At 62.7% G+C, this 24,865-nt stretch carries 21 protein-coding genes; 5 read left to right on the top strand and 16 right to left on the bottom strand.

The features are described from left to right. Positions 1-104 precede the first annotated feature (104 nt). From KJY40_RS11880 to KJY40_RS11895, 4 genes are all read left to right on the top strand, one after another. On the top strand, positions 105-2,912 hold the full coding sequence (locus KJY40_RS11880; protein WP_230736989.1) for a multicopper oxidase domain-containing protein: 2,808 nt from the start codon (positions 105-107) through the stop codon (positions 2,910-2,912). A gap of 17 nt (positions 2,913-2,929) precedes the next feature. After that, complete coding sequence (locus tag KJY40_RS11885) at positions 2,930-4,000, top strand: SCO family protein (RefSeq protein WP_407681993.1); 1,071 nt, start codon at positions 2,930-2,932, stop codon at positions 3,998-4,000. A 104-nt stretch (positions 4,001-4,104) separates the two neighbouring features. Further along, positions 4,105-5,598: a sensor histidine kinase gene (locus KJY40_RS11890; protein WP_230736993.1), complete on the top strand. Its 1,494-nt coding sequence runs from the start codon at positions 4,105-4,107 to the stop codon at positions 5,596-5,598. Continuing rightward, positions 5,567-7,003, top strand: a complete 1,437-nt coding sequence (locus KJY40_RS11895) for a sigma-54-dependent transcriptional regulator (protein ID WP_230736995.1) — start codon at positions 5,567-5,569, stop codon at positions 7,001-7,003. The genes KJY40_RS11890 and KJY40_RS11895 overlap by 32 nt, the downstream gene beginning before the upstream one ends. Here the strand turns inward: KJY40_RS11895 and KJY40_RS11900 are convergent. Then, positions 6,994-7,362 (bottom strand): hypothetical protein, encoded by a 369-nt coding sequence (locus tag KJY40_RS11900; protein WP_230736997.1) that lies wholly within the window; start codon positions 7,360-7,362, stop codon positions 6,994-6,996. The two genes, KJY40_RS11895 and KJY40_RS11900, sit on opposite strands and share 10 nt — an antisense overlap. A gap of 175 nt (positions 7,363-7,537) precedes the next feature. On the opposite strand from KJY40_RS11900, the gene KJY40_RS11905 reads away from it, so the two are divergent. Further along, entirely contained in the window at positions 7,538-8,344 is an 807-nt protein-coding gene (locus tag KJY40_RS11905; RefSeq protein WP_230736998.1) for a class I SAM-dependent methyltransferase, read from the top strand. 152 nt (positions 8,345-8,496) lie between these two features. Here KJY40_RS11905 and KJY40_RS11910 read toward each other — a convergent pair whose 3' ends face one another. From KJY40_RS11910 to KJY40_RS11980, 15 genes are all read right to left on the bottom strand, one after another. Beyond that, the gene (locus KJY40_RS11910) at positions 8,497-9,189 is read right to left on the bottom strand and encodes a GNAT family N-acetyltransferase (protein ID WP_230737000.1); all 693 of its coding nucleotides are present in this window, start codon (positions 9,187-9,189) and stop codon (positions 8,497-8,499) included. 117 nt (positions 9,190-9,306) lie between these two features. After that, positions 9,307-10,095 (bottom strand): ChbG/HpnK family deacetylase, encoded by a 789-nt coding sequence (locus KJY40_RS11915; protein ID WP_230737002.1) that lies wholly within the window; start codon positions 10,093-10,095, stop codon positions 9,307-9,309. Next, positions 10,067-11,254: a GNAT family N-acetyltransferase gene (locus KJY40_RS11920; protein WP_230737004.1), complete on the bottom strand. Its 1,188-nt coding sequence runs from the start codon at positions 11,252-11,254 to the stop codon at positions 10,067-10,069. The genes KJY40_RS11915 and KJY40_RS11920 overlap by 29 nt, the downstream gene beginning before the upstream one ends. A 4-nt stretch (positions 11,255-11,258) precedes the next feature. Continuing rightward, a complete protein-coding gene (locus KJY40_RS11925; RefSeq protein WP_230737006.1) occupies positions 11,259-11,948 on the bottom strand; it encodes a GNAT family N-acetyltransferase in 690 nt (229 codons plus the stop codon). Between the two features lie 68 nt (positions 11,949-12,016). Beyond that, positions 12,017-13,936: a hypothetical protein gene (locus tag KJY40_RS11930; RefSeq protein WP_230737008.1), complete on the bottom strand. Its 1,920-nt coding sequence runs from the start codon at positions 13,934-13,936 to the stop codon at positions 12,017-12,019. Further along, complete coding sequence (locus KJY40_RS11935; RefSeq protein ID WP_192564269.1) at positions 13,933-15,240, bottom strand: lipopolysaccharide biosynthesis protein; 1,308 nt, start codon at positions 15,238-15,240, stop codon at positions 13,933-13,935. Before KJY40_RS11935 ends, KJY40_RS11930 begins: the two co-directional genes overlap by 4 nt. Continuing rightward, on the bottom strand, positions 15,237-16,238 hold the full coding sequence (locus KJY40_RS11940; protein ID WP_230737011.1) for a polysaccharide deacetylase family protein: 1,002 nt from the start codon (positions 16,236-16,238) through the stop codon (positions 15,237-15,239). Before KJY40_RS11940 ends, KJY40_RS11935 begins: the two co-directional genes overlap by 4 nt. 13 nt (positions 16,239-16,251) lie before the next feature. Next, positions 16,252-17,388: a glycosyltransferase gene (locus tag KJY40_RS11945; RefSeq protein WP_230737013.1), complete on the bottom strand. Its 1,137-nt coding sequence runs from the start codon at positions 17,386-17,388 to the stop codon at positions 16,252-16,254. Continuing rightward, complete coding sequence (locus tag KJY40_RS11950; protein WP_230737015.1) at positions 17,381-18,349, bottom strand: glycosyltransferase; 969 nt, start codon at positions 18,347-18,349, stop codon at positions 17,381-17,383. Before KJY40_RS11950 ends, KJY40_RS11945 begins: the two co-directional genes overlap by 8 nt. Further along, positions 18,346-19,716 carry an O-antigen ligase family protein gene (locus KJY40_RS11955; protein ID WP_230737017.1) on the bottom strand — a complete coding sequence of 457 codons (1,371 nt, stop codon included), beginning with the start codon at positions 19,714-19,716 and terminating at the stop codon, positions 18,346-18,348. The genes KJY40_RS11950 and KJY40_RS11955 overlap by 4 nt, the downstream gene beginning before the upstream one ends. Next, positions 19,713-20,765 carry a glycosyltransferase family 4 protein gene (locus KJY40_RS11960; protein WP_407681998.1) on the bottom strand — a complete coding sequence of 351 codons (1,053 nt, stop codon included), beginning with the start codon at positions 20,763-20,765 and terminating at the stop codon, positions 19,713-19,715. The genes KJY40_RS11955 and KJY40_RS11960 overlap by 4 nt, the downstream gene beginning before the upstream one ends. 35 nt (positions 20,766-20,800) lie before the next feature. After that, positions 20,801-22,393 carry a GumC family protein gene (locus KJY40_RS11965; RefSeq protein WP_230737021.1) on the bottom strand — a complete coding sequence of 531 codons (1,593 nt, stop codon included), beginning with the start codon at positions 22,391-22,393 and terminating at the stop codon, positions 20,801-20,803. A 17-nt stretch (positions 22,394-22,410) separates the two neighbouring features. Then, complete coding sequence (locus tag KJY40_RS11970; RefSeq protein ID WP_192564276.1) at positions 22,411-23,436, bottom strand: polysaccharide biosynthesis/export family protein; 1,026 nt, start codon at positions 23,434-23,436, stop codon at positions 22,411-22,413. 21 nt (positions 23,437-23,457) lie between these two features. After that, entirely contained in the window at positions 23,458-24,105 is a 648-nt protein-coding gene (locus KJY40_RS11975) for a CpsD/CapB family tyrosine-protein kinase (RefSeq protein ID WP_230737022.1), read from the bottom strand. Continuing rightward, entirely contained in the window at positions 24,105-24,851 is a 747-nt protein-coding gene (locus tag KJY40_RS11980) for a sugar transferase (RefSeq protein ID WP_230737024.1), read from the bottom strand. The genes KJY40_RS11975 and KJY40_RS11980 overlap by 1 nt, the downstream gene beginning before the upstream one ends. Between the last annotated feature and the right edge of the window lie 14 nt (positions 24,852-24,865).

Below are 24,865 nucleotides of genomic sequence, written 5' to 3' on the forward strand. Positions count from 1 at the left end.
GGGAATGCAACAGCGCGCCCAAGTCCCTGTTACAACTGGAAATGATTTTTTGGCGAGGTAATTGCAAAACACCATCACCCCTTCCTTAGATGAGGCGGATGGTGATGGACAGAGCAATGCGTGACCCCAAAAAGCTGTTCCTGTTGACGCCACTGAGCGTCTTCCTGATGTTGGCCCTTGGCCAGATGACCGCGGTCCGAGCGAGCCCGATCGACGACGAGAATCAGCCGGAAGCGTCCGACCCGTCGGCCTATTACGACGAGCCCGAAGACCGCGCTGGCGCGCTCAATGCAATCCTGACGATGCCCGAGGCCAACTTAGACTCCTTCGATCTGCCTGACGGGGTCAAAGGCACGCGCAACACGACGCGCATGGAAAACATCCTGCCGCCCACCGTCCAGACCAGTTTCAATTACCCCACCAACGGCAAGCCGAGCCCGCTGTACGGTGCCCAGCCGTTCACTCAGCAACTGGTGCTGTTCGAAGAGTTCGGCCCGGAAAAACTCGACCCGACCACACCGGCCGCGCCTTTGAGCTTCCCGCCGGCCGCCATTGGCCCGGCACCGGCGCAAGACCCGAACAACATCGCCCGCAGCGCGCCACCCGGCACGGCGCTGGATGCATTCCTGCGTCAGCCGGGGCTCACGCCGTTTCCGAGTCAGTTCGCCAACACGGTTGACCGCAATCCGTGGCAGGCGCAGATCGAACTGTTCCTCAACCGTCATATCGGTTCGTCCGCCGAAGGTCGGCCACCAGGAAAAGGCTGGGCCCACCAGCGCTGGAACGAGTTCTACCCGCAAGTCGCCTACAAGACCGTGCAGACCGGCGCGCGTCTGAACGGTGGCCTGCGTGACAGTCGGCAGATGCACGGGTACGCAGTGGGCGAGTTCGGCCCCGGCGGTCTGTACCACAACGTCGCGGGTGTACCGGCGACCGATGGCACAGCCAAGGGCGTCGATGCGCGGTTCCACCCGGCGATGCCGGTGCAGGACCACAACTCGGTGTGGACCTTCGACGGTACGCTGCCGCCGAAACTGTTGATGGTGCGCTACGGCCAGCCGGTGCTGATGCGTCACTACAACGGCTTGCCGATCGACCCTTCCGCCAACCGTGGTTTCGGTCTGCACACCATCACCACCCACGAGCACAATGGCCACGCACCGGCGGAAAGCGACGGTTATGCCAACGCATTCTTCTTCCCCGGCCAGTACTACGACTATCGCTGGCCGATCCAGCTCGCCGGTTACGACAGCATCAACACCAAGGCTGAAGACCCACGCGCGGCGTTCCCGTGCGCACCGGGGGAAACCCTGTGGGTCAACGACCTGCAGCCTGCGAAAAAGACCTGCGACCACGGCACCATCAAGATTCGCGGTGACTGGCGCGAAACCATGAGCACCCACTGGTTCCACGACCACATGCTCGATTTCACCGCGCAGAACGTCTACAAGGGCAACGCGGCGATGATGAACTACTACAGCGCCCTCGACCGTGGCAACGAATCGGTGAACGACGGCGTCAACCTGCGTTTCCCCAGCGGCAGCGCCTTGCCGTGGGGCAACCGCGACTACGACGTCAACCTGGTGTTCGCCGACAAGGCCTGGGATCAACAGGGCCAGCTGTGGTTCAACCCGTTCAACACCGACGGCTTCATTGGCGATCAGGTGCTGGTCAACTGGCAATGGAAACCGACCCTCGACGTGCGGGCGCGCAGTTATCGCTTCCGCCTCCTCAATGGTTCGGTGTCGCGCTACTTCAAGCTCGCGCTGGTGCGTGAAGTCAAAGGCACCAGTGGTGAGTTCCAGGGACCGAGAAACTCCGGCGTGTCTTACAGCCGCGTGCCGTTCCACATGATCGCCAACGACGGCAACATCATGGAACACAGCGTGCCGTTCGACGGCTCGATGGACCTGGATGCCGACGGCGACAAGCAGAACCACAACGCGATCCTGCCGACCCAGGGCATCGCCGAGCGGTTCGACATCATCGTCAACTTCGCGAAAAACGGCATCAAACCGGGCGACAAGCTGTTCTTTGTCAACCTGCAAGCCCAGGACGACGGCAAGGGCCCGAAAGAAGTGATCCCGCTGGCCGACGTGCTGTCGGAGAAATACCTGGCGGTCATCAAGCAGACCAGCAAAGGCCCGCAATGGGACCGGGGCGACCCGGTGGTGGGCAAGGTCCTGCAACTGAACGTCAAGGCTTATACCGGCCAGGATCTGTCGATGAACCCGGCCGCCTACGAGCCCGCCAGACCGGGCAAGGCGGAAGGCATGGTGATGATTCCGCTGAAGATCCACCGCGACAACGCTGCCGACAAGGCCTTGCTCGCCAAGGCGCTGCACCGGACCTTCACCTTCGGCCGCGCCGACGGTACCGATGAAGCGCCGTGGACGATCAAGACCGATGGCGGCTTCGGCTTCCACATGGACCCGCGCCGGTTGAATGCCTCGACCAAACTGGCCAGCGGCCCGACCGACGCCGGGGTCAGCGGCATCGGCACCCTGGAGGTGTGGAACATCAAGGCCGGCGGCACGGGCTGGAGCCACCCGGTACACGTGCACTTCGAGGAGGGGATCATCCTCAGCCGTGGCGGCAAGGCGCCGCCTGAGTGGGAAAAATGGGCGCGCAAGGACGTCTACCGGATCGGTTCGGAAGCCGACGGGCTGGACAACGTCGAGATGGCGATCAACTTCCGCGAGTTTGCCGGGACCTACATGGAGCACTGTCACAACACCCAGCATGAGGACAACTCGATGCTGCTGCGTTGGGACCTGGAAAAACCCGGGCAACTGCAGTTGATGCCGACACCGTTGCCGAGCTGGGATGGCGTGCGCTACGTCAACTCCGCCGCACTGCCAACCTTCCGCACTGGCGACGGCTTCGGCCCGCAAGTGACCGTGAAACCATGAGCAGGGAGGGAGCCGACATGACCCAGCCAACGCCGCGCTCCCGCGCCCTGGGCATGCACCTGATTCTGGTGCTGGTGACCTGCCTGCTCGGCAGTCAGGTGCTCATCGCCCATCAGGCGCAGCCCGAAGGCGCCCGCGAGTCCGCCACCCCCTGGGGTGGCGACTATTTCCCCAACACCCTGCTGACCGATCAGGACGGCCAGCAGGTGCGTTTTTTCGATGACCTGATCAAAGACAAGGTGGTGGTGATCAACTTCATCTTCACTTCGTGCAGCGACTCCTGCCCACTGGAAACCGCGCGCCTGCGCCAGGTGCAGAAACTGCTGGGGGACCGGGTCGGGAAAGACATCTTTTTCTACTCGATCACCATCGATCCGCTGAGCGACACCCCCGAAGTGCTCAAGGCCTATTCGCAACGCTTCAAGGTCGGCCCCGGCTGGAAATTCCTTACTGGCGAGTTCGAAGACGTCACCGAACTGCGCAAGAAGCTCGGGCTGTTTATCGAAGGCGTCGACAACGGCCGCACCAAGGATCACAACCTGAGCCTGATCGTCGGCAACCAGAGCACCGGGCGCTGGATGAAAGCCTCGCCGTTCGAGAACCCGTGGATCCTCGCCGACCAGCTCGCCAACACGCTGCAGAACTGGAAACAGGCCAGCACCGAAGAAAGCTACGCCGACGCCCCGCAGATTCGTCCGCCGAGCAATGGCGAAGAACTGTTCCGCACCCGCTGCGCTTCGTGTCACAGCCTCGGCCCGCAGGACGGCGAAGGCATCGGCATGCGCAACATAGGCCCGGACCTGATCGGCGTGACCCGTCAGCGTGACCCGGCCTGGCTCAATCGCTGGATCCGCGAACCGGATCGTGTGCTGGCGGAGAAAGACCCGATCGCACTGCAACTATTCGAGCAATACGAGCGTATCCCGATGCCGAATCTGCGTCTGGATGAAGCTTCAGCGCAATCGGTCATCGACTTTCTGAGTGCCGAAACCGAGCGTCAGCATCCGTCCGTGCAACCCTTGGCCGACGGGGCGTTGACGCCAGTAAAACCGGGCTCTGCAAGCGAAGCGGTGAGTCGTATGCAGTAGCGGCTAAATAGCATTATTGAACCGTGTGTCACGGTCATTGCCACCTACACTCATTCGAGAAGGCGGCTGTAACGGGCTCGACACAAAAACGCCAGGGCATTCCCATGCAGCGACTGGAAGAACACAAAACAACAGCGCCGAACGTAGCGTTGGCAGCCATCAAGAGTTGGGGCGGGCAGTTCAATCTGCTGCGCTGGTTCTCGCTGGCCAGTTTTTTCATCATCGCCGCCGTGGCGCTGGGGCTGGGTTATATCTCCACGCGCTTCGTGGTCACTGAAAGCGTGGAGCGCGATGCGCTGCTCACCGCGCAATTCGTGCAGGCCATCGGCGATGCGGAAATGCGTCACGCCAACATCACGCCGCAACGGACCATGGGCGAGATGCTCGACCCGCGCCAGGACGGGAACTACCCCGACGTCGACCCGCTGTCCCATGCGTCGGCCCGCGCCGAGTTTCTCGATCATGTCGAACACTTGCCGGACGTTTTGCTGGCAACGGTCTATGCGCTGGACCGTACGATCATCTGGTCGACCAACCCCGAGCTGATCAACGTCAGGATCGAAGATGACGAGGAGCTGGACGAGTCGTTCGAGATGAAGGTGCCGGTGTCTTCCAGCTACCACAAGATCGACGACGAAAAGCCCGAGCAGCGGCTGTCCCGCGAACCCAAATACCTGTTCATCGAGAACTACATCCCGATGTTCAACGCCGACAAAAGCAAAGTCGTCGCCATGGTCGAGATCTACAAGGAACCGGCGGATCTGGTGGACCGTATCGACCGTGGGTTCGCCTCGATCTGGGCCGCGACGATCCTCGGCGGCGCGGCGATTTATCTCGGCTTGTTCTGGATCGTGCGGCGCGCCTCGACCCTGTTGCAGAGCCAGCAACAGCAACTGATCAGCAATGAAACCTTTGTTGCATTGGGCGAGATGTCTTCGGCGGTGGCCCACAGCCTGCGCAATCCGCTGGCGACCATTCGCTCCAGCGCCGAACTGGCCCAGGAAATCGCCAGCCCGGGCGCGCAGCGCAACATCGGCGACATCATCAGCCAGGTCGACCGCATGTCGCGCTGGGTGCGCGAGCTGCTGGTGTCGTTGCGCCCGATGAGTGACGACGGCGAGGCGGTGGAATTGCTGGCGGCGGTCGAAGACACCCTGGGGGCGTTTGACGCGCTGATCCGGCGCAATGGCGTCGAAGTGCGATTCACGCCACAAGATTGCCCGCCGGTTGTCAGCCAGAAGGTGCTGTTGACGCAAATTCTCAATAGCCTGTTCGCCAACGCCCTGGAAGCGATGCCCAAGGGAGGCGTGCTGGGCGTCGAGATTGAGACACCGCAATCCGGTCAGGTACGCATGACCCTGAGCGACACCGGCAAAGGCATGAGCGCGCAGCAGCAACAACTGGTGTTCAAACCGTTTTTCACCACCAAGCAGGGCGGCCTCGGGGTCGGCCTCGCGCTGGTCAAAAGAATCATGGAGCGGTTTCAGGGTTCGGTCGTCCTGACCAGCCGGGAGCAGGAAGGAACCCGCGTCAGTCTCAACTTTAGAGTGGCATCGGGAGGGGAATATGGAACACAGCATTCTGCTGGTCGAGGATGACGAACTGCTGGCCGAGAATATTCAGACCTACCTGGAGCGCAAAGACTTCGAGGTGACGGTCTGCCACTCGGCCGAGGACGCGCTGGGGCAACTGGAAAGCTTCATGCCGGACATCGTCCTGACCGACAACTCGCTGCCGGGCATGAGTGGTCACGATCTGATCCAGAAGCTGCGCATCAGCGCGCCGGAACTGAAAGTGATCATGATGACCGGTTACGGCAACGTCGAAGACGCGGTGGTCGCAATGAAGGAGGGCGCCTTTCATTACGTCACCAAACCGGTCGCGCTGCCGGAGCTCAAACTGCTGCTGGACAAGGCCCTGGCCACTGAACGGATGGAACGCACGCTGTCGTTTTATCAGGATCGCGAGGCGCAGAAATCCGGGGTGCAGGCGTTGATCGGCGAGTCCGCACCGATGCAGTATCTGAAAAACACCATCGGCCAGTTGCTCGACGCCGAGCGGCGCATGGCCAACACCGACCTGCCGCCGGTGCTGGTGGAAGGCGAAACCGGTACCGGCAAGGAACTGGTGGCTCGCGCGCTGCACTTCGACGGCCCGCGCAGCAAAGGCCCGTTCGTTGAATTCAACTGTGCGTCGATTCCGTCCAACCTGGTGGAGTCGGAATTGTTCGGGCATGAAAAAGGCGCGTTCACCGATGCCAAGGATCGCCGGGTCGGACTGGTGGAAGCGGCGGACGGCGGCACGCTGTTTCTCGACGAGATCGGCGAAATGGACCTGCTGTTGCAGGCCAAACTGCTCAAGCTATTGGAAGATCGCACCATTCGCCGGGTCGGCTCGGTGAAGGAGCGCAAGGTCAACCTGCGGGTGATCAGTGCGACCAATTGCAACCTTGAGCAGATGGTTCAGCAGGGCAAGTTCCGCCGTGATCTGTTTTTCCGCCTGCGAATCATCTCGATCAAGGTGCCGCGCCTGTACGCCCGTGGCGAAGACATCCTGCTGCTGGCCCGGCACTTCCTCGCCAGCCACGGCAAACGCTATGGCAAACCGAACCTGCATTTCAGCGATCAGGCCGAGGAGCTGCTGCTCAGTTACACCTGGCCGGGCAATGTGCGCGAACTGCGCAACATGCTCGAACAGACCGTGTTGCTGGCGCCGAGCGACACCATCGCCGCGCATCAACTGAACGTGTGCATGAGCCTGTGCGATGACCTGCCACCGCAACATCAGCACGAGGTGCCGCACACGCACTTCGAACCGCGCCCGGCGAGCAACACCGAATCGATGAACCTGCCGGAGGTCGAGCGCGACATGGTGCGCAAGATGCTCGACAAGACCGACTGGAACGTCACCAAATCGGCGCGCCTGCTGGGCCTGAGCCGCGACATGCTGCGCTACCGCATCGAAAAACTCGGCCTGGCGCGCCCGGACAAGCGTCAGTGGTAAACGGCGTTGCTGCGTGGATTCGGCGGGCTCAGGCATTCGAGCACGCACGTCGGGTCCAGCACTTCGTCGTTGACGTAAATGCCGCGCTCGGCATCGTAGGTGCGGATAAACACCCGCACCGTTGCATCGGCCACGGTGGGCAGCTGCGAGTCATGGAACACATGGCGATCCGGGATGACGATGAAATCCTGCGGCGACGCGTCATCGAACGGCCGGGGTGGCTCGGCGGACAGCGACGGCGGAGCGGGGTGGGCAAAAGGCTGGTCCGACCCGTAGTAGTTGAAGTTGCTGTCCAGCGCCTGGGCCTGGGCGGCGGCGAGCAGACAGGCGGACAACAGCAGTCGATTGAACATTCCCATGGCAGCACCTGTGGAAGCGGATTTCCCCAAGGCTATTAACTATAGCTGCCAGCCGTGCAGGCGTTGTTGCAGGCGCTGGTGCGAGTGTTGTCGGCTTACAAGTTCGCAACAACCTGTTGCGCGAGGCTGAACTAGACTCGGGCCGCTCAATCAAGAGCATCGCCCGGAGTGCGCCATGGAAGTGCCAAACAATAAAAACGCCGTCGAGAGCAATCGTCAGGCGTGGAACGATTCGGCCCGTCATCACCAGGACTCCCCCGACTGGCAGGCCTTGCTGACCGAAGTCGCGCAGGCTGATTTTTCCTGCCTCGACGACACCCTTCGCGGCTTGCTCGAGCAGGTCGGTGTCGATGGCAAAGACGTCGTGCAGCTGTGTTGCAACAACGGCCGCGAAAGCCTGTCATTGTTCGCCCTTGGCGCGCGGAGCGTGGTCGGTGTCGATCAGTCGAGCGCGTTTCTCGAACAGGCCCGCGAATTGAACAAGCGTTCGCCGCACAAGGCCGACTTCATCGAGGCCGATATTCATCATTTGCCTGAATCGCTGCGCGCCCGATTCGACGTCGCGCTGATCACCATCGGCGTCTTTGGCTGGATGCCCGACATCGGCGAATTCTTCCGCCACGTCGCTTCCACCCTCAAACCGGGCGGACGGCTGGTGATCTACGAAACCCACCCGTTCCTGGAAATGGTCGACCCCGAGGCCGAAGACCCGTTTCGTCTTGCCAGCTCGTATTTCCGCGAAGAACCGTTCGTGCAGGAGGAGCCGATCGTCTACGTCGGCAAGGTCGAACAGCCGGCGGCCAAGTCCTACTGGTTCGTGCACACCCTCGGCGCGATCTTCACTGCCGCCCTCGAGGCCGGCCTGAACATCACGCACTTCAAGGAATACCCGCACTCGAACCGGGAAGAAGTGTATGACCAGTACCAGAACCGCGAGGCGCAGATGCCGATGTGTTTTACGTTGGTAGTCATTAAAAGCTGAAGTACTAGCGAAGAGGTGTGTTGAACTTACGGGCCCCTTCGCGAGCAAGCTCGCTCCCACAGTAATTCTCGGTGAACTACATATTTGTGTACGCCGCAAACACTGTGGGAGCGGGCTTGCCCGCGAAGGCGGCGGTAAAGCCGCCACAAATCTCAAGCCTGCGCAGCCGCCGTCACCACCGGCCGTCCCGGTTTGCGCAGCGGGTCCAGGCGTGAGCCTTCGTAGCGGGTTTCGCGGAAGAAGCGCCATTTGCCGAACAGGCAATAGACGTGGGTGACGCGGCCCTGTTCGTGATAGCCCATGCGGATGTGCAGTTTCAGCGCCGGGATGTTGTGGGTCTCGCAGACGTCCACCACCTTGTTGCAACCCTGGGCGGCCATGGCTTCCCAGAGGGCGACCTGCACGTCCACCGACAGGCTGCTGCCGAAGTAGGCGCGAATCATTTCACCGCCGAACTCGAAGAACTCGCCGGGTTTGACCGGGAAGGTGCAGCCGTAATAGTGGCGGTCGTGGTAGTCACGAGTGCTGCCCCAGATAAATCCGACCGCATGGCCGTCGGCGTCCAGGTACATGTGCCCGGTGTGGCCCTCGCGGGCCAGTTCGGCCATGGTCTCAACGCGGTCACCGAAGTGTCTGGCGAACGCGCCGGCATTCTCGGCGGTGATATCGACTTTGCGCAGGCCGTCGTAAGGGCGCAGCTTGTGCGGCGGTACCGGGCTGACCAGGTCGCGCTCCATCCACAACAGTTCCCAATGGAAGAACACGTAGCGTTTCCACAACGTGCCGAAGGTGCGGCCCAGGCCTTTTTGCTTGATACGTTCACGCAGCTTTTCAATGACGCTCATGATGCCCTCCGAGGCCGGAGCCCGGGTGTTGTGGATGACGCTTTTGTGGGTATAGATCAGCCCTGCAAGTTCATGTCAAAGCGCCAGCTTTGAATGTATTGCAAGTTGTGTAACGGTTCAGAGTGCCTCGGCACCGCGTAGAAATTCCTTGTTCAGATCGGCATAGGAAACCCGTGGAACCCCCGCCAGCCGCTGCTCTAGCACGCGGCTCAGGGACTCTCCGGGTTGCAGATAGGCGTCACCGAAATCCGCCCCGAGCTGGTTCGGATGAGCGACGATTTCCAGCACGCCGTCGGTCGGCGCGGGGGCGTTGCGCAGGTCCACCGGTGTGCAGACATAATCCGCCGTGGCCCCGGCCAGACCTTGCAACCGACGGTTGAGCAAACCCTTGAACACGCGTTTGGGCAGGCTGAGGTTTTGCCCCAGGTTGCGCGCCAGGCGCACCGGTACACCTTGATGGGCAGCGAAGCGCGCGACGATCTCGCCGATCGGCCAGATGTTGTGCACGTGCTGATGCGAATCAAGGTGGCTGGGACGCACGCCGTGATCGACGCAGCGTTGCCACTGCGCCTGCAATTCTTCCTGCACCGCCTCGCGATCTTCCCGGCCCAGCCACAGGCTGTGGCGAGGCAGGTTGAGGTCGAACACGCCGTGGCTGTCGCAGAAGGTGCGACGCTCGAGAATGGCCCGGCTCAGGGGTCGACCGTAGGTCAGGTTGAAATGCAGGCCGATCCGGCCTTCCAGCAGCGGCAGCCGGGCCATGGCGCAGGCCGCTTCGAACGCCGGCATGTTGGCCATGGCGGTGGCGGAACTGATGACCCCGGCCTGGAACGCACCGAGGATCACCGCGTTTTCGTTCGGGCTCAGGCCGAAATCGTCAGCGTTGACTATGACTTGGCGAGGCATGTTCGCCCTCCTTGGTGGGGTTGATCACAGGTGTCGCAATGACTGCCGCTTTGGCCGCCGCACGCTTCGCCCGCCATTGTTGCAACGCAGGCTTGAGCCGGTGCCAGACGCGCAGCCCGAGCCCCAGCAACAGGCCGCTGGGGCGCCACGAGTAGAAGCTCCAGCGCCAGTGCTCCAGTTGCCCGGTCATGCGTTCGTGCAGTTGATGACTGGAGTTTTCCAGGCTGACCCGCGAGGCATCGATCCAGCGCCAGTTGTCATCCAGCCCCCAGCGAATCCATTCCTCCAGCAACACCCGGCCGCTGCCCAGGTCGGCGTATGGCGGCAGGAAGGCGAGGTTGTAATCGTAGAGCCGGCCCTGCTCGAACAGGCCGAGCCGATAGCTGATGCAACGTCCGTCCAGCTCCAGCATCACCACGCGCACCCGATCCGAAGCGGCGAGGGCGGTGAAAGCGTTTTCCATGCAACGGCGGCTGCGCTCGCTGGCAAAGATCCCGACGCCTTCGTCGCCTTTCCAGCTCACCGCTTCGACTTCGCTGATGACCTGCAGCAACGGGCCCATGCTGGTCGCGTCGGGCGTGATCCGCCGCACTTCAGCGCCGCACGCGGCAATCCGTTTGCGCGCCCGACGCAGTTTGTAGCGCGGATCGCCCGAGACTTCCTGGCGGTCGGCGTCGCTGATCAGGTGCACCGGCACCCGACAGCTCAAGCGACGTTCGCCGGTGGAGCTGTGGGCCATCCATTCGGTGAGCACGCTTTCGTCGCCGACCGGCTCGGCGATTTCGTTGAGTTGCAGCAGAGCGTGGGGCACTTGCTGGCGAATCAGCCGCAGGGCCTGACGCATGTCGTCGGCGTTCAGCCGTGATAGCAACGCCAGGCGATCGGCCAGCGGATAACCCAAGTGATGCACCACCCGAAACGGCAAGCCGAAGAACCGTTCACGGCTCGCCACCAGTGGCAGGCACAGGCGCAATTCGTCTGCTTCCCAACCCAGCAATACATGCAGCCGCTCGTGCGCATCGAGCGCCTGCTCTGCCGCACACAGCCAGTCGAGGCTGTTGAACGGCGTGTGATCCGTCACCCGCAGGCGCAGCGCTTCATAGGCCGCTGCCGGGAAATCAGGTGCGCACAACGAGGTGCGCCATTCGAATTGCGCCATAGGCTCAGGTCGCCGTTGCTGTGACAGGTGGACGGGAAGGTTTGCGCAACGCATCCAGACGCGAGCCGCTGTAGCGGGTTTCGCGGTAGAAGCGCCAGCGACCGAACAACTCATACACATTCATGATCCGGCCCTGTTCGGTATAGCCCATGCGCAGGTGCAGCTTGAGCGCCGGGATGTTGTGGAATTCGCAGACGTCCACGACCTTGTCGCAGCCCTGGGCCGCCATGGCTTTCCACAGTTCCAGTTGCAGATCCACCGACAGTTCGGTGCCCCAGTACGAGCGGGTCAGTTCGCCGCCGAACTCGAAGAACTCGCCGGGTTTCACCGGGAACATGCAGCCGTAGTAGTGTCGGTCGAAGTAGTCCCGGGCGCTGCCCCAGATGAACGCCACCGCATGGCCCTGATCGTCCAGGTGCATATGTCCGGTGTGATTTTCCTGTGCCAGTTCCGCCATGGTGCCGACGCGGTCACCGAAGTGGCGGGCGAAGGCGCTGACATTGTCCGGGGTAATCTTCACCACCCGCAGCGGCGGGTAGGGTTTGAGGCTGTGGGGTGGCACGGGACTGACCAGATCGCGCTCCATCCACAGCAGTTCCTGATGAGAAAAGACGTAGTGCTTCCACACCTTGGCCACGGTGGCCCGCAGGCCTTTGTGTTTGATGTGCTCGCTGATTTTTTGCAGAACATTCATGGTCGTTGCTCCTGATGACGAGTCATCGCGCGGCCAGAGGCCAGCGCGGCCGGACATCAACAGGGCGGTCATGAGGCGCTCCAGCGCAGGGCGAACAGGGTCTGTCCCGGCAGTTCGAAGCGCACGCGACCGTCCTGACAGCGAAAAGGTGCGTCGCGGCTGCGGTTGTCGGCGCCGAAGTAGCGCAACGCACCGTTGCTCAACGGGCATTTGGCGCCCGCCAGGTCGACACGCTGCAAACGCGTGCCCTTGTTCACGCCGAGCAACCCGCGCTGATCGTCGCCGGCCATCGCCAGCACATCGACTTCGAACGCGTCGTTCTCCAGCCACAGCACTTGATGCAACCAGTGTTGCTGGATGAACTGCTGGGCCAGGCCCACCGGTTTCAACTCGAAGCGGTCATCGCCCAGCACCCGCAACATACCTTTGGGGTACTGCGACTCATCAGCGGCCTGGAACCAGTTGAGCATGGTCAGCAAGCCGTCCTGGGAGGCGTTGATCACCACCGAGGCCCACCACAGCGAAGTGAAGTGGGTTTCCTGATCGTAGGGGCTCAGGCTCGAGCCGCTGGAGAGGTTGGTCTGGTCAAGCAGCAAGGCCTTGCGCGGCTGGCCCTTGGCGTCGAGGCCGACCAGATCCGCCGCGCGGCGCACGCTGTCGCGGTACACGCGGGTGGCGAGCAGGTCGCGAATCATCCATTCGTGCCAGGCCAGCGCATCGACCTGATCGGCGGATTCATTCAGCAGGCGTCGGGCCCAGTCGATGCCACGCTTGTTCGCTGCGTTGTCGGCGAACGGCCCGTTGAGCAATCGTGAACTGGCCGGCATCGCAATGCGCACGCCGGCCTTGGCATTGGCCGGATCGCTGCGCACTTGCCGGGCCATGCTGGTGAAGATCGAACGGTATTGCTCGTAGCTCGAATAGTTCAGGTTGGGTTCATCGGCGAAGCCGATGTAGTGCGTGCCTTTGCCACCCAACGCGCGGGTGCCGGCGAGCCAGGCGTCGAGGCCGCTGTTGCTTTGCACGTCGGCGCGCAGATCGGCCTGACGCTGGCTGCCGGCGAGCAAGGTGATGTCCTGACGAATGCCGAATCGGTCCTGATAGACCTGGCGAAACGCATCTTCGAAGTGCGGATTCTTCGCCGTCACGTCGACAAAACTGTAGTAACTGGCGGCCGTCGGTTTCAGCGCATCGAGCACCGGATGACTGGCGGGCGGCGGCATCACGTAGGGCAGGGCGATGCCCAGATCCGGGGTGCGGCCAAGGACTTTGTCGTGCAGGGTCAGGCGCGTCTGGCCGTCGTCTTCGCGCAGCGGTTTGAGCTGTTGCGGGGTCTGTGCGAACAGATTGGCCGTGCCGTCGAGCCAGAACGCCGCTTTGCCGCTGCCTTGCAGACGCAGGCGCCAGACCTGTTCGCGTTCGCTGACCGGCAACGCCACCTGATCGAACTGCCAATAGGCGCGATAGGGTTTCAGCGCCAAGGACAGCTGTTGTCCATCGCCGACCCGCTGTGCTTGCAGGGCGCTGACCCCGCCGTGAAACTTGCCCGCCAATATTGCGTGCTCACCGGCGGCGACCTTGAAATACAGCTCATCGCCATTTCGGGTTTGCGCACTGAAATGCACCTTGGCCGGAGCGAACAGCGCGACGGTGTTTTCGTCGTGTTCGACCCGGTAACTGCGGAAGCTGTAGCCGGGGATTTCCAGCTGATAACTCGTGGCCCCCGGCGCCAATGGCCAGCTCTGACTGCCACGGGTTTCACTGGCCTTGATGAAGCGCTCGCCCTGCAATCGGCCCCGGCCGTCGAGCAGGTAAATGTGCTCTTCGTTGGCCTCTGCCTGCCACGCCGGCACCCAGCGCACGGTCACCGTGTCGGGGCGATCCGCTTGCAGGTACAGGCTGCCGTCGCGAATGTCGCCCCAGCGCATCGACGCCGCGAAGGCGTCCAGCGACAGGCCGAGACCGAACAGCAGGGCCAGGCCTTTCATGCTGCCTTCCGACGCTGCAACATCAGCCACATCGGCGTGAGGTCGCTGGGCAGAATGATCAGGGTTTGCCAGAACGCCACACCGCTCAACCGGCAGTACAACACCAGCATCGCCACGGTCACCGCCAGATAGGCAATCGACGAGGCCGCCGCCGCGCCGACGATGCCGTAGGCCGGAATCAGCAACAGGTTCAGCGCAAGATTGAGCAGCGCGCCAATCCCCATCAGCAGCGATACCGTGCCGGGGCGATTCTTGCCGATCAGGTCCAGGCGCAGGATGCTCGCGTAGCACAGCCCCAGCAGCCCCGGCAGCAATGCGAGCAGCGCCGGATACGCCGGCTGGTAGGCGACGCCGAACAAAGTGACGATCAGCCATTCGCCGATCACGGCCATGGTCAGGCAGGCGCCGAGCATCACCGTGGCGGTCAGGCGCAGGGCCAGCGGCGTGACCTTGTCCATGCCTTCGTCCTGTTGCAGCAGGCGTTTCATCAGCGGCGTGGTCACCGCTTCCGGGACGATCAGCAGCAACTCGGCGGCGGCGCTGGCCATCGCGTAATGCCCCAGGGCGGTGCTGCCGAGCAGGGCGCCGATGAACAGGTAATCGGAACGCAGGATCACCTGCTGGAACAGCAGATCCGGGTGGCTGCGCGCACTGAAGCGCAGCAGTTCGTTCTGGCTGGCGCGATCCCATTGCAGCTGCAACGGCTGCGCGCGCTTGAGCCACAGCCAGCCGACCAGCACCACCAGGCTGATGCCGGCCAGCCAGCTGATCAGCGCCGCTTCAAGGGCCGCTTCTTTCCACATCCAGAACAGCGCGAGAAACAGCAGCAGCGGCGCCAGGGATTCCACCAGCCGCAAGGCGTTGAACGCGACCACACCACCGGACGCATTGTGCAAGGTCAGCAGACCGCTTTTGAGCACGGTCAACGGCACCGCCAGCAGCAACAGCCACGCCAGCAGACCCAGCTGCATCGTCACGTCCAGCTCACTGCCGAACTCGCGCACCAGCGCCACCACCAGCAAGGTCAGCAGACCCGCCAGCAGGCAGCCGAATACCAGCACCTGAGCCAGCAGCAACCCCATCGGCCGCTGCTTGGCCGCCTGATAACCGACCGCCGAATTCAGGCCGCCGCTGGTGGCCGCGCTGATCAGGTCCGGCAAAGTGCTGAGCAGGGCGAACAGCCCGCGCTCACTGGGCCCGAGGATCCGCGCCAGCAGCACATTCCTCAGCAGGCGCAGGGCGATCATCGCCAGTTTGGTGCCCATACTCAGCGCCAGATGCTTGAGGTAACTGCCTCGACTCATGGCCGCGTCCCGCGATAGATCCGCCACGACAGCAGTTCCGGATTGCGCGCGGTGCGCTGGCTGACACCGAAGCGCGGCAGGTTCAGCGGATCACCGGTGCCGCGATAGATGCCGCTGCCGGTGCCGAGCGCGAAGGGGTAATCGTGATTGGCGATCTGTTCGCGCACCCGCTCATCGTTGTCGCCGTTGGGGTAGCAATACACCGGCAGCGGCCGGTTGCAGCCGTTGAGCAGGGCATCGCGGCTGCGGCTGATTTCTTCGCCCAGGTGCACATCGTCAAGGCCGGTGAGGATGGCGTGACTGGCGCCGTGGGGGCCGAACCGCACCAGACCGGAAGACTCCATCGAACGCACCTGGTGCCAGTCGAGAGCCTGAGGTTGCGACTCTTGCGGACATTCGTCGGTCAGGCGTTCGAGCATCATCGGGTCAAGCGCTTTAAGCCCTTGCAGGTAATGCAACAGGGTCAGGCTGCGCCGGTCCACGTCGATGTCGTCCAGCAAAACCGGTACGGGATGGTGGATCGACTGCAAATATTCGATCAGGTGCATGCGCGGCTTTTCGCCGTGGCTGCCCCACAGGGTTTCGCCGATGCTTTCCCACCAGAAACGCTGACGGCTGCCGATGAAATCGGTGGAGAGAAAAATGCTCGCCGGCACCTGATGTTTCTGCAGCAGCGGAAAGGCATTGGCGGCATTGTCGCGCCAGCCGTCGTCGAAGGTCAGCGCCACTTGCGGACGCTCGGTGCGCAAGGCGTTGGGTTGCAGGATCTCCATCAGCGGCACGCAATCGAAATGCTTGCGCAGCCACACCAGCAAGTGCTCGAAGGCCTTGGGCCCGACGCACAGTTCGTTGCGGTGCGGAAGATCGGCGGCGCGGTCGTTGGACAGCACCCGGTGCAACATCAGGATCACCCCGGCGCCGTGCAACTGGTTTCGTCCCACGGACGAGTTGAGATAGAGCCAGCCGCTGGTGCGTTTAATCAGTTGTTTGATCGCCATGGCTCTGTCCCTCTCAACGGTTTTGGTCAGGGTTCCACTGGGCGTAACGCTGGCCGCGCAAAAACTGCCACAGGCCGATGCTCATGCCCGCCAGTGTCACCAGCAGGAATGCCGCAAGGCGGAACGGTTTGGGTAAGCGGTGTTGCGAATCCAGCAGGCCGGCAATCGCGATGGCGTAGCCGAGCAGTTGCGCGATCAGGCAGAGGCGATAGAAACCGTGCTCTTCCCACAGCCAGAAATTGCTCAGCAGCAGCGGCAGCAACAGGATCGGCGCCAGGCGGCGGATTAACTTGTGGCTGATCAACGCAATCGAATACAGCCCATGCTTGAACGGATTGAGCAGTTCGCTGCGTTGCGCCAGGCTTTGCAGCCCGCCGACGGTGACCCGTTGGCGACGGCGAAATTGCTTGTTGGCTTCGTCCACGCCGTGGTCGATCACTTGCGCTTCGGGCACGTAGACGATGCGTTTGAACTTCACTGGCGCACAGGTGCTGATGAAGAAATCGTCGTTGACCTCGGCCGGTACGTCCTCGAACAGTTCCCGGCGCAGGGCGAGCAGGGCGCCGTCGGCGGAGACCATGCAACCGGTGCGATTCTCGACCCGGCGCAGCCATCCTTCGTAATGCCGGTAAAGGCTGTCGCCGACGCTCAAGCCACCACCGGTAACCGGAATCACCATGTGCCCGGCGCAGGCGCCGACCTGTGGATCGCTCAGCGGTGCCAGCAGGTAGCCGAGGGTTTCCCGCGACCATTGGTTATCGGCATCGGTGAACACCAGAATGTCGCCCGTGGCCAAAGCCGCGCCGGCGTTCAGCGTGGCGGCCTTGCCCTGACGGGGCAGGTCGAGCACGGTGATGCGCGGGTCGACCACCTTGTGTGCGCAGGCCACGGTGTCGTCGGTGGAACCGTCGCTGGCCAGAATGATTTGCAGGGTCGCCGGCTGATAATCCTGGGACAGCAGCGAGCGCAGCTTGTGTTCGATGTGCCGCGCCTCGTTGTGAGCGGCGATCACGATGCTGATGTTCAGCGGCGGTGCCGGGCTGTGGCGCCACGCCGGGAACAGCGGCGCGAGCAGCGTCAGCAGCAGCGGGTAGCCGACATAGGCGTACACCGGCAGCAGCAGGCACATCCAGAAAATGAATTCAGCCACGGGCAGGCCTCCTGGCGTTCCAATGACACAGACTGAGAATGAACGCGGCGCCCGCCAGGTGCAGGCGCACCCAGTGCAGACCCCACAGTTGCAGGGTCAGGCAGACGTTGTGGTGCTTGGCGCTCTGACGCACGCTGAGCACCAGCCCCGGCACCAGCGTGAGCATCACCATGATCGCGGCGTGATGGGGAAAGCCGTCGAGCAGGGCGGAAATCGCCAGGAAATCGAGAATCCAGACGAAGATCGACAACATCGGAAACCGCAGCAGGCGCAGGCTGAAACCGTGGCTGCGCAGCAATTGCAGATGACTACCCTGGCGCCACATCTCCTTGCCCATCCATTCGCGCCAGTTCATTTCATAGCCCCAGTGCAGGGCCACGCTTTCGTTGACCGCGAGCAAGCGCGCGCCCTGTTCGCTCAGACGCAGGGTGAATTCCTTGTCTTCGCCGGTGCGCAGGGTTTCATTGAAACCGCCAACCTTGTCGAACCAGCGCCGACGCAGCAGCAGATTGGCGCTGGGCAGCCAGTCGACGACATGGGCAGCGTGATTCGTCGGGCGCAAAGTACGGCGCTGCCACGCGGTGGCGTACCACGGCGCGGCGGCGGGGGTGTGCAGATCGAGCCCGAACACATCGGCCTGGCCTTCGGCTTCCAGAGCGAACAGTTGGGTGAGCCAGTCTTCGGGCATTTCGATGTCGGCGTCGATGAACGCCAGCCATTCGCCGGTGGCGATTGCCGTGCCGCGATTGCGCAACGCGCCGATCAGCAGGCCCGGCATCACCAGCACCTGGGCGCCGAACTGGCGGGCGATCTGCGGGCCGTCGTCGCTGGAGCCATTGTCGACCACGATCAGCTCGCATTCGACATTCGCCGCGTGGGCGGCTTTCTGCGCGGCCAGCAGGGTGCGGCCAATGTGCCTGGCCTCGTTGTACATCGGGATGATGATGCTGATCCGGCTCATGCTTTGGCCTCCGTCATCGGAGCCTGCTCGGCTTTCAGGCGCAGGACGCTGGTCAGCGCGAGCATGATCCACAGGTATTTCTGGTTCGGTGCGCTGAGGAACATCAAGAACAACGTCAGCGACAGGAAGCTCACGCCCAGATGGGTCATCAGATCCGCCTGTTGCCAGTTGCGCCGCCGCATCCATTCCTTGCGCGCACGCATCAGGTTGTACAGGCCCAGCGCGAGCATGCCGACGAACATCAAACCAGCGGGAACCCCCAGTTCGCTGAAAATTTCCAGGTAAGTGTTGTGCGCCCGGCGGTACAGGTCGCCGATCTTGCGGTTGGCGGAAAACGCCTTGGCATAACCGGTGGTGGCGTAGTGCAGCGGGAAGGTGCCAGGACCGGAGCCGAGCAGCGGGTTCTCGCGGATCATCTGGCTGCCGACCACGATGTACGAGGCGCGGCGGCCGAGGGATTCATCGTTGTGCCCCTTGGCCCCGGCACTCAAGACGCTGAGCGACTGGATACGGGCGATGTAACCGGCAGGCATCGCGTAGATCGCCAGCGGAATCACGATCGCCGCGCCGAGCATGGCAAAGCCCAGGTGACGCGGACGAATCCGCGCCAGTTGCGTGCGGTAGTGCCAGCAACCGATCACCAGACTCAAGGCCAGCACCACCAGCCCGGAGCGCGATTCGGTCTTGGTCATGCCGCCGAGCAACAGCAGGCAGCAACCGCCCCAGAACAGCCGATGCAACAGGTTCGGGCTGCGGATCACCAGCAGCAGGCCCAGCGGAATGGCGAAGGCGATCAGCAGGGCGAAGGCGTTGGGGTCTTCGAGCAGGCCGGCGGCGCGGCCCTGATCCTGGAATCTGGTGGAGACCATGGCCATGGCGCAGGTCGTGCTGACAGCCAGCGTCACCAGCCGGGCGAACAGGTCGAGGTTCAGCTCGCGGCCGATCAGCAGGGTGATGACAAACAGAATCAGGCCGACGCTGATTTCCCGCAGGTGACCGAGCGACATGCCCATGTCATCGGTGTTAAGCAGGCTGAGAAAGTACAGGGTCATGAAGGCGATCAGAAAGCGCCAGATATTGCTGCGCAGGCGATCCGAGGGAATCTGGTGCATCGCCAGTTGCAGCATCAGGATCACCGCCAGCGAAGCGCCGATCAGTTTGCTGCCGGACAACGAGCTGTCCTTGAAGAAGCCCTCGAACGGCACCAGCGCGGCAATGCCGAGCAGGCCCCAGGTCGGTTTGCGGTACAACACCGCGAACCCCACCAGACCGAGCACTGCGCCCGGCGCGAGGTAGGGCCAGGGACTGGCCAGCAGAGCGATGCAGACCAGGCCCAGCAGACTGACGATCGAGAGCGGGAAAATCATGCGCGTGCCTCCCGTGCCGTGCGGATGTACAACTGCGACCAGCGTTCGGCCAAGGCCTTGAGGTCGTAGCGGTCCTGTTGCGTGCGTTTTGCGTTGTCGCGCAGTTGTCGCGCCAGGCCTGGCTCGGACAGCAACGTGTCGAGCTGGCGGGCGAGGGCGGCGCTGTCGGTCGGCGCCGCGAGCAAGCCGTTGTGGCGGTGTTCCAGCACATCGGGAATTCCGCCGACGCCGAATGCCACCACCGGCACCCCGGCCTGCATCGCTTCCAGCAGAATCATCGGCGTGCCTTCGGTGCGCGAGCTGATCACCAGTGCATCGAGCTGTTGCCACCAGTGCCGCATGTCGGTCTGATAACCCGGCAAGCGGATGCGCTGCTGCAAACCGGCGGCGTCGATTCGCGCCTGCAAGTCTTCGCGTTCCGGGCCGTCACCGAGCATTACCGCGTCGAGTTGCGGGTGCTGGTGACACAGCGGGATCAGCGCATCGAGAAACAGATCCGGGCCTTTCTCACTGCTCAAGCGCCCGACATAACCGGCGAGCCAGCGTTGCCGGGGCGCATCGGAAAGCAACGTGGCGGCTGCCGGCAATCCGTTGGGGATCACCTGCAATTTCTCCGCGCGGACGCTGGCCTGACGGTGCAACACCGCGATGCTTTCGGCGACGCACACCACCCGATCCACCGACGCCGTGCGGCACAGTTGCAGGCTCAGCCAGGTGTAGAACTTCTGCTTGCGGCTGCGCGGGGTGAAACCGTGTTGAGTGATCACCAGCGGCAGGCGCAACAGCGTGGCGCCGACCCAGCCGAACAACAGGCCTTTGAAATTGTGGGTGTTGATCAACGGACGCTTACCGCGCCGCTGACGCAAGTGCCGCAGCAGGGCAGCGAGCCCTGCGCAGCCTTGTGCATCGACGCCGGCCTCGCGAAAGCGTGCGATCAGTTCCGGCGGCGCATCGAGGAACAGCACCTGATGCTGCCCCGGCGTCGCCAGGCAATGATCGAGCAACATCCGCTCGGCCCCGTAGAACCCGCCGCTGCTGAGCAAATGCATGATCGGCAGGGCGGCGTTCCGGGTGGCGGGCGTGTTCAATTGCGCACCCAGTGCACGAAGCTTGGCACGGTCCAGTTCTTGTGCGGATTGCTCGGTTGCGCGTTCTGGTCGTTGATCACCAGCAGCACCGGCAGGCCCAGTTCGTGACTGATTTGCGCCGGGTGTTTGAAGCGGTGATCGAAGAACTCACGCACGTAGACCAGTGCAATCGCCAGCAACAGACCGGTGAACAACCCGAACGGAATGATCAGCATCGGTTTGGGGAACGCCGCTTCGGTCGGCTCGAACGGCGGGCTCAAGACCCGGGCGTTGGACAAGTCGTCGCTCAGCGAGCGGGTGGTGCTGCTTTCGGCAAAGCGCTGGGCGTAGGTCGAGAACGCGGCGTGCAGGGCATCGATTTCGGTGTCCATCTGCCGCAGCTTGCTCTGGGTCTGCTGCAACTCATGGATACGCGCCTTGAAGTCGGCGATGCGCGCGGTTTTCTGATCGATCACCTGCTGCACCACCGCCAGGTCGTTGGTGCGCTCCTGGATGCGGTTGCTCACCACTTTGAGGAACTGCTGACGGGTGCGGGCAATCTGCTCGCGGGTCAGCAGCATTGGCTCGCTGCCGGGCTGGAACACCGCCAGATCGTTCATGTAGCGGCTGACCTGGGTGGTCAGTTGCTCGCCGAGCTGTTTGATTTCCCGGTCTTCGAACGCCACGTTGTCCACGGTGGTGGTGAAGGTGTAGGGGAAGGTGTAGTCGTTGAGTTTGTTGTTGCTGGCGGCCGCCAGGCTGGTTTTCAGGTACTCGAGCCAGCGCTGGCTTTGCAGCAGGCGGTCACGGTACAGGTTCAGCGCTTGCTCTTCGGTGTTGATCGCGTTGAGGCGGAAGGTGATTTCCTCCTTCGGATCCGACGCGCCGACGCTTTCCAGCAGCGCCTGACGATTGCCCTCCAGACCATCGAGACGCACCTGATACAGATGCTTCTTGGTCTCGTAGAACGATTGCGGCAGGTCGATCGATTGCAGCGCCTGACGGCTCACCAGATAGTTTTGCAGCAAGGCCGAGACGAAGTTCGTGCCCTGATGCGGGTCGGGGAAGCTGTAGACGATCGAGATCACGTTGGAGCCGGGCAGGGTCTCGATTTTCAGGCTGTCGATGGCTTGCTGGGTCAGCGCATCGAGCGCGGTGTCGCGCACCGGATCGGTTTCAAGCCCGAGGGTGTTGCGCACCGGGTTGATCACGTACTGGCGCAGCGGCGAGCTGATGTAGCGCTTGAACGGCTCGCTCACCAGCTTGTTGAACATCCCGGGCGACGGGGTGTATTCGCCCTTGTCGCGCAGTTCGCTGATGGTCTGACGGATCAGCGCCGGCGAGCGCAGGATATTGCTCTCGGTTTCCATGTCCGCCAGCGACGGCGGGATGAAGGTGGCGTTGTCCACGGTCAGCGACGTGGTGGCGTCGCCCTGTGAAAGTTTTTTCGACTGCACGATCACCTGGGCGGTGATATCGAAGCTCTGTTTGAGCAACAGCGGCAGCACCAGCGCGATCACTGCAAAGATCAGGAAGACCCGTTTCACCAGTTGCTTGTTGGCGAAGAAGATCCTGAAGAACTCATGCAGGTAGTTTTCCTTTGGATTCATGGTCGGTCACCTGAGAGTCAGTTGTTGTTGCTGTCTTTGTTGTCAACGCGGTAGCCGAAGCTGAAGCCCACGCCTTGGAACAGCACCACGTCGGCCAGTTGCCGGGCGAGCTCGCCGGCGCTGGCCAGTTTGGTTTTCGGCACGTACAGCATGTCGTCCGGTTGCAGGTAGGCGATTTGCGGCGCCTCGCCCGACAACGCTTTCTCGACGTCATAACGCACGGCCTGCACCTGATTGCCGTTGCGCCGCATGATCACCACCGAATCGAGCCGCGCCTTGACGTTGGTGCCGCGCGCCAGGGTCAGCGCTTCAAGCACCGACACCGGCCGGCGGATCGGGTAGGAACCCGGCTGACCGACTTCGCCGAGCACGTAGATTTCGTTGCCGGCGGTGGACTTGAGCAGCACGTCCACGGTCATCCGGCCCGGCAGTTGCGCGTACTTCTTGTTGAGGAAGGTTTCGAGCTGGTTGACGGTCATGCCTTGCAGCGGCACGGCGCCGATTTCCGGGAAGCTCGCGTAGCCGTCGGTGCCGACGGTGATTTCGCGGCTCATGCCGGTGGCCGGGTGGTTGAGGGCGTTTTTCAGGTTCTGCTCGTTGGTCAGCGGGCTGATGATCTGCACCGTCAACTGATTGCGGTTGGGCTGAAACAGCTGTTTGCGCTGATAGGCGCGCTGGATTTCCTGGCGCGCTTCTTCACTGGTCAGCCCGGCGATTTTCACCGAGGTGTTGGCACCCGGCAGTTCGATGGTGCCGTCCGGCAACACCAACTGGTTGCCGTTGAGCTGGCTGGCAGCAGTGAAGTTCAGGCCGATCTGGTCACCCGACTGCACGCGGTAAGCGTCCGAGCCGCTGGTGCTGATGTGGAAGATCACGTCCAGCACATCCTGCGGACGCAGGGTCTGCTCGATCTTCGGCATGTCGGTGGCCTGGGCGTTGGCCGGGGTGGCGGTGAGAATGTTCACCGGCATGTTCTGGGTTTCGGAAGTGCTGGAGCAACCTGCGAGCGGCAGCAACAGCAGCACGAGCATTTTGGCGTTCATGGCGACATCCTTCGCGGTTGCTTACAGGTTTTTGTAGAGCCATTTGGGCATGTAGTACTTGCGTCGGTTGAACACGCTGCCGACCACTTTCGCCCCGGCCTGGGTCAAGCGCTGCACAGCCGCTTGCGCGACTTCCCAGCGGGTGTCTTCGGCGCGTACCACGAACACCACGCCGTCGACCTGAGTGCTGATGACCAGCGTGTCGGCGGCCGAATACACCGCATCGCCATCGATCACCACAAAGCGGTACTGGGCGCCCAGTTGATCGAGCAGCGGGCTCAGACGCTCGGCGGTCAGGTGTTCCATGGTGCGGATCGGCCGGCCGTTGGGCAGCACGTGAAATGGCAGGCTCGACACCTGCACCACGCAGTCCTGCAACAGCGGCGGATTGTCCGGATTGAACAGCAGATCGCGCAGGCCGCGCTCCTTGCTCAGGTTCAGTTGCTGGGTGAGGTTGCTCGCCGACTGGCTGGCGTCGACGTACAGCACCTGGCCGCTGCTCATCTGCGCCAGTTGACTGGCCAGTGCCAGCGCGCTGGTGGTGGTGCCGGCGCCGGGGTTGGCGGCGGTCAGAAACAGGATCCGCAGATCCAGGTCCAGCACGGTCGAGGTCAGGTTCGACTCGCTGGGGCTGGCAATGCTCAGGCTTTTGTTGGTTGAACCGTCCATTAGCTTGCTCCGTGGCCGCTGAATACTTTGAAGGGGGTTTTCAACAGAATCTTCAGATCAAGCAAAAGGCTCTGCTCGGCGATGTAGCTGAGGTCCAACTCAACGCGCTGGTCGAAGTCGATATTGCTGCGTCCGGAGATCTGCCACAGGCCGGTCATGCCGGGGTAGATCGCCAGGCGGGCGAGGTGACTGTCCTTGTAGCGGTAGGCGTTGAACGAGGTCGGGCGAGGGCCGACCAGGCGCATGTCGCCGGTCACTACGTTGATCAGGTTGGGCAGTTCGTCGAGGCTGGTGCGCCGCAGGAAACCGCCGATCCCGGTGATGCGCGGGTCCTGGTCGATCTTGAAATCGATGGCGTCGGCCCCGTGCTTGTTCAGGTGGCGCAACGACTCCTTGAGTTCTTCGGCGTTGGCGACCATGGTCCGGAACTTGTACATGCCGAACTTGCGGCCGCGATAACCGGTGCGTTTCTGCACGAACATCACCGGGCCTTTGCTGGTGAACTTGATGGCCAGCGCCAGACCGATCAGTACGGGCGAGATCAGCAGCAGAATCACCAGCGCACCGAGGCAGGCCACCACGCGGTTGGTGCGCGACAGTTGCCACGGCCGGCCACCTTCGCGCCCGGTCACCCAGCCCTGGCCCTGGCGATGGATCGCCGCGTCAAGGCGCATTCGCTGTTCCGGATCCATGCGTTTGTCCCGCACCAATTGTTGGATCGGTACACCTTTCTCATGTCCAGTCATGGAGTCCTCCGCTG

This window comes from Pseudomonas fitomaticsae (assembly GCF_021018765.1).
GTDB lineage: Bacteria > Pseudomonadota > Gammaproteobacteria > Pseudomonadales > Pseudomonadaceae > Aquipseudomonas > Aquipseudomonas fitomaticsae.